Source organism: Mycobacterium helveticum (assembly GCF_007714205.1).
GTDB lineage: Bacteria > Actinomycetota > Actinomycetes > Mycobacteriales > Mycobacteriaceae > Mycobacterium > Mycobacterium helveticum.
On sequence record NZ_VMQU01000323.1, the window covers coordinates 1 to 790 of the forward strand.

The window sequence follows — 790 nt, forward strand, 5'->3', positions numbered from 1 at the left end:
TTGGGCAGCTCGGTGGGGCCGCCGTCTTCCCAGTAGGCGTCGGCGGCGGGCGTAGTGTCCGAGCTTGTCACCCGGGCTATTTCCCGCCGCCGCGCCCCCGAACCGGACGTGCGGCTTTCACCGCATCCGGCTCTCCATAGGTCAAGCTGGGACGACCATTGAGGTTGCCCATGGTGTTGGGATCTGCGAGCCCCGGTAACGGTAGCGCTGGATGTGCATCGTGGTGGGGTTGTAGAGCCGAACACCGTTGTACTGCGGCCAGCCACGCACGTGGTGTCGAGCCCACAGGGCGCGTTTACCGGTGCGTGGATGTTTATGCAGCAGCCAGCTCCACACCCGCCACCACAGGTAGTTGGCGATGTGGGAGTAGGCCTGACTGGCTGAGCTGTGCCGAAAGTACTGGGCCCAACCGCGGACCATCCGGCTCAATTGCCGGAACAGCAGGTCGGCGGGTTGGTGGGTGATCCGTTTGGTCACCGTCTTGAGCTTGCGTCGCATCGTCTGCAGCGATGTGCGCGACGGGTGGCTGTAGACGTATGCCCGGTTGCTTCCCCGCTGGGTATGCCGTTGGAGGCGGAACCCCAGAAAGTCGAAGCCCTCGTCGATATGCACGACCTGCGTCTTGTCCGGGGCCAACCGCAGCCCCATCGGTGCCAGCAGATCGGTCATGTGATCCCACAGTTGTTCGGCGTGCCCGCGTTCGCCGAAGACCAGAACCACGAAGTCATCGGCGTAGCGCACCAGGCGATACGTCGCGCCTCCGCGCTGGCGGTGGCTCCTGCGGGACGAC

1 protein-coding gene is annotated in these 790 nt (G+C 64.9%); it reads right to left on the bottom strand.

Annotation, left to right across the window (positions count from 1 at the left end; all coding sequences use genetic code 11):
- Positions 1-141: 141 nt before the first annotated feature.
- Positions 142-790: group II intron maturase-specific domain-containing protein (locus FPZ47_RS27725; protein ID WP_246133649.1), on the bottom strand; the 649-nt coding region annotated here is incomplete at its 5' end.